5 protein-coding genes are annotated in these 4,726 nt (G+C 45.9%); 2 read left to right on the top strand and 3 right to left on the bottom strand.

Annotation, left to right across the window (positions count from 1 at the left end):
- Both IM322_RS21225 and IM322_RS21220 read left to right on the top strand, forming a co-directional pair.
- Window positions 1–238 (top strand): zinc ribbon domain-containing protein (locus tag IM322_RS21225; RefSeq protein ID WP_287710581.1); only part of this gene is annotated, 238 nt, incomplete at its 5' end.
- 169 nt (window positions 239–407) lie between these two features.
- On the top strand, window positions 408–701 hold the full coding sequence (locus IM322_RS21220) for a shikimate dehydrogenase (RefSeq protein ID WP_287674987.1): 294 nt from the start codon (window positions 408–410) through the stop codon (window positions 699–701).
- A 269-nt stretch (window positions 702–970) separates the two neighbouring features.
- On the opposite strand, the gene groL is transcribed toward IM322_RS21220, so the two are convergent.
- From groL to IM322_RS21205, 3 genes are all read right to left on the bottom strand, one after another.
- The gene (gene groL / locus IM322_RS21215; RefSeq protein WP_286824284.1) at window positions 971–2,596 is read right to left on the bottom strand and encodes a chaperonin GroEL; all 1,626 of its coding nucleotides are present in this window, start codon (window positions 2,594–2,596) and stop codon (window positions 971–973) included.
- Between the two features lie 46 nt (window positions 2,597–2,642).
- Window positions 2,643–2,954 carry a co-chaperone GroES gene (gene groES, locus IM322_RS21210; RefSeq protein WP_002737272.1) on the bottom strand — a complete coding sequence of 104 codons (312 nt, stop codon included), beginning with the start codon at window positions 2,952–2,954 and terminating at the stop codon, window positions 2,643–2,645.
- A 980-nt stretch (window positions 2,955–3,934) separates the two neighbouring features.
- On the bottom strand, window positions 3,935–4,369 hold the full coding sequence (locus tag IM322_RS21205) for a CAAD domain-containing protein (protein WP_287674981.1): 435 nt from the start codon (window positions 4,367–4,369) through the stop codon (window positions 3,935–3,937).
- Between the last annotated feature and the right edge of the window lie 357 nt (window positions 4,370–4,726).

Genomic DNA, 4,726 nt, shown 5'->3' with positions numbered 1-4,726 from the left:
TGAAACTGTCAAAAAATCTTTATCGACTAGAACCCATCAATGCAAGTGTGGATGTGTTTTGGATCGGGATGAAAACGCCGCAATCAACATCCTTAAAAGGGGACTAAGTACGGTAGGGCATACCGGAACCTTTGGGCTAGATCCAATAAACGCTTGGGGAGAGAATACCTCTACTTTTTCAGAAGCAATTCTGTCTAAGCAAGTAATCTCTGTGAACCAAGAATCCCCGTCTCTTTAGAGCGGGGAGTGTCAATCAAGCATTTTTTGAAACAAGCGGGACTTTCTGAAGAAGATATTTGATCCATGCGATCGCTGTAATTCCGTCACTCCCGAAAGATCACAGAATTACCAATAACGATTATCAGCCTACAATATTACTAGGCGATCAAATGTTCACCGAAATTCAGATGAGTCAATCCCCCGTCACTATCACCTATTCCCTAGAAACTGTTCTAACAAGAATCGAAGGCAAGTTAGACTCTTTACAGAAAGATGTCACCGATCTAAAAGTAGATATGGCCGAGGTGAAAACCGAACTCAAGAGTATTGATAGGCGATTGGAAAAAGTGGAGGGAACACAGGACGCTTTAATTAAGGATGTATCTGACCTTAAGGGAGCAAAATCGTTGATTATTCCCGTGGTGGTGGCAGTATTAACCAGTATTCTGACTCTGCTGGTGCGATCGATTCCGAATCCTTAAAAGCTTCCCCGTTTGTATAGTAAATTCGTAGGTCGGGTTGAGGCAACGAAACCCGACATAGATCCTCGGTTGTTGGGTTTCACTCCGTTCAACCCAACCTACGGCTGATTATCTATTGCCCCTTTTGCCTATTGCAAGAGTGCATGAGTGCCTCTCCTGATATGTAGTCTATACTCAACGGATTTAGTATTAACCCGGAGTGATGTTTTTTCAACAAAAAAAACTCGATCGCAATTAAGCGATCGAGTCGAGAAAAAATAGACTATTTATTAATAGTCGAAGTCACCACCGCCGGCGGGGGCAGCGGATTTTTCTTTTTCCGGTTTATCCACGACAATACACTCGGTAGTTAAAACCATACCGGCGATCGAAGCGGCATTTTGTAGGGCAGAACGAGTCACTTTAGCGGGGTCAACGATACCCGCCTCAAACATATCGGAGAACTCACCGGTAGCGGCATTATAACCAACATTAAAGGGCTTCTCTTTCACCCGTTCGGCAATAACTGCACCGTTTTGGCCGGCATTTTCAGCGATCCGTTTTAAGGGGGCAGAAATCGCACGAGAAACGATTAAAGCACCGGTTAATTCTTCATGCTGGAGGGTTTCTTTGGCCCAAGTTTCCAATTGGGGAGCGAGGTGAGCTAAAGTAGTACCACCACCGGGGACGATACCTTCTTCTACGGCTGCTTTAGTGGCGTTAATCGCGTCTTCTAAGCGCAATTTGCGGTCTTTCATTTCCGTTTCGGTAGCGGCACCAACTTTAATCACTGCCACACCCCCGGCTAATTTAGCCAGACGTTCTTGCAGTTTTTCTTTATCGTAGGAAGAATCGGTGTCGTCGATTTGACGGCGAATTTGCTCACAACGGGTTTTCACTGCCACATCGTTTCCTTCGGCGACGATGGTGGTGGTATCTTTGGTCATGGTGATACGACGGGCCGTACCTAAGCTGTCAATTTTGGTGGTTTCCAGTTTTAACCCCGCATCTTCGCTGATTACTTGACCACCGGTTAAGACGGCGATATCTTCTAACATCGCTTTTCTGCGATCGCCAAATCCAGGGGCCTTCACCGCAGTAACGTTAAGAACACCGCGCAGACGGTTAACCACTAGGGTTGCCAAAGCTTCTTTTTCGATGTCTTCGGCGATAATTACTAGGGGTTTGCCTTGACGGGCCACTTGTTCGAGAATGGGAACCAAATCCTGTACTAAACCGATTTTTTTGTCGGTAATCAGAATAGCGGGATCCTCAAAGACGCATTCCATGCGTTCGGTGTCGGTGACAAAGTAGGGAGAGATATAACCTTTGTCAAAACGCATCCCTTCGGTGATTTCCAGTTCGGTGGTCATCGATTTCCCTTCTTCCAGGGAAATTACGCCTTCTTTGCCGACTTTATCCATGGCCGAGGCGATCATTTGACCGACTTCATCATCGTTACCGGCAGAGATTGCGCCCACTTGTGCGATCGCTTTGGAGTCTTCTACGGGTTTCGCGTGTTTGGCGATTTGACCGACGAGGAAATCGGCAGCTTTATCGATACCTTTTTTCAGAGAAATCGGGTTAGCACCGGCGGCGACGTTGCGTAAACCTTCTTTAACGATAGCGTGAGCGAGAACGGTGGCGGTAGTAGTACCATCACCCGCTACATCGTTGGTTTTTGAGGCTGCTTGGCGAATTAAAGCCACACCGGTGTTCTCGATATGGTCTTCCAGTTCGATTTCTTTAGCGATGGTGATGCCATCATTGACGATTTGGGGTGCGCCAAATTTCTTTTCGAGGACGACGTTACGACCTTTGGGGCCAAGGGTGACGGCTACCGCTTCGGCCAGGAGATCCATGCCTTTTTCTAAGGCGCGACGGGCATCTTCGTTGTAGATAATAGATTTAGCCATAATGTATCGTTATTCGGGCAAAATAGGGGTTTTCAAGGGTAGATGATTAGGAAACGGCGGCGAGAATGTCTTTTTCGGAGAGGAGAACGAATTCTTCGCCACCAAGTTTGATATCGGTTCCGGCATATTTGGAGTAGAGAACTTTGTCACCCACACCCACTTCTACGGGGGTACGGCTACCGTCATCGTTGCGTTTGCCGGGGCCGACGGCCACGACTTCCCCGATTTGGGGTTTTTCTTTAGCGGCATCGGGAAGGAAAATACCACCGGCGGTTTTTTCTTCGCTGGGACTAACTTTGACGAAAACTCGATCGCCTAGGGGTTTAACAGTAGTTACGTTGATGCTGACTGCAGCCATGGAATATCCTCCGTTTCTCTTGTATTTGGGTAAGTGTCTTTTCCAGATTAGCACTCTTACCTTCCGAGTGCTAATTTACCGAAATACAAGGCCCCCTGACAACTGCTCGATCGGTACGGGTTCCCGAACTATGGTGTTAAGCTAGGGTTTGCGGCAAAAAGTTTGTTGGTGGGGTTAGGAGTCGGTATTCTCCGAGTCAGGAGTCGGTATTCTCCGAGTCAGGATTCAGGATTCAGGATTCAGGATTCAGGATTCAGGAGAATTAAGAATGAGCATTAATCAATTTAATGCTCTATTTAGGAATTTTAGGCAATTTTATGCCTATTTTTCTCATTTTTGCCTTCTCAAAAATTAATTATGCAAGAACTCTATTAAATCTGGTTATTAAAAACTGATTATTTATTCACCCTGTTGCTTTTTGCCTCTTGCATGAGTGCCTAAAACCCATAACTTTTGTACCTCACTAGACTGAAAAACGCTATAGTATAAGCTCTTGTGCAAAAACAAAAGAGTTGAGCGGAAACACTCAACTCCTTGGTTATCTATGCTTGATTCTTTGACACTCCCATCGGTAAAACCGAGGGATTCTTGGGCTGAATCTTGCCTCTACTAGCAATGCTAATTTTGGTCTTACATTTTCATGTCTAGTCCGACTACACCTATAAGGCAAGCACTCTTGTGGACTACTCCCCAAGCTTAAATTCGGGTATGCCCTACCCTATTTGATTATTTTTATCTCCCACCTATGCCATATTTTTTGTTAGAGGGCAGTGAGGTATTGGGGCAACCTTTTTGAGTTGGTGACACTAGCCTTTTTACAACGGTCAGTTCGCGTGCCACGACTACACATCTGACTTTCCGCTTGCTTTCACTTTAGCACAAATTATCTTAAAACAGCAGAGTTTTAGTTGTGCTTCGCTGTTTCTATACTGGTCGGGGTTTCATCCCGTCGGTAAAACCGAGGGTCTTCACCCCGACATTTAAGATAAAGTGTTATTGTGACTGCCAAAAACTTGCGCTTTTAGTGCATCAATTTCGGCTAATAACTCGCGGCGATTCTCATCCTTGAGCAGATAGCGCCAGACAAACCAACCAGTATAAACGATTCCAACTAATTGTAGGATAGGAGCAAGGAGGGGAATATCATCGATCGCATCTAAAACCGCTAGGGTAACTTTCACGGTGACAAAACTCGCTAAAATTGCCACCAGAACGATTAAAGGTTTTTTGTATCCAGAGAAGAAACTACCGATATAATCGGGGACGTTAGCCAGATAGGACATCACCGAATCCCAAACTGGTTCTACATACTCAGACCAAATCTGTTCGGTGCTGCTGCTGCTGGGTTTGCTCAGAGACCCGGGTAAATCCGTTCTAATCGGATTTTGGGTCTCGGTCGGTTGCATTGATTCCATATTAACTGATCCTCATCATAAAGGTTAGACAGTGCGCGAATACGACCAACGGGGGTCAATTTTAACAGACTGATTGACACTCTCGCCGTCAAGCTACGCTGTGACGGGAGATTCTTGCTTCTACTCCTCTTAACTAGACACAATCGGAAGACTATGCCCCCGTCAGACCGAATCCACAAGCGTTTTAGTTTAACGTCTACCGACTGCCCGGACGGCTCTGAATTTTATTTGTGGGCAGAATTGACCTTAGCCGTTAAGCTTCTATGCTGCTTGACCCGTCACCATTACATTTTCAAGGGCGATATTTGTTCCGAGGTACAAAGGAGCGGGAGGTTTCCGTGATCCCTTACGCGCTTT

Source organism: Microcystis sp. M109S1 (assembly GCF_020247025.1).
Classification (GTDB): Bacteria; Cyanobacteriota; Cyanobacteriia; order Cyanobacteriales; family Microcystaceae; genus Microcystis.
This window is presented reverse-complemented; position numbering and strand designations above follow the sequence as displayed.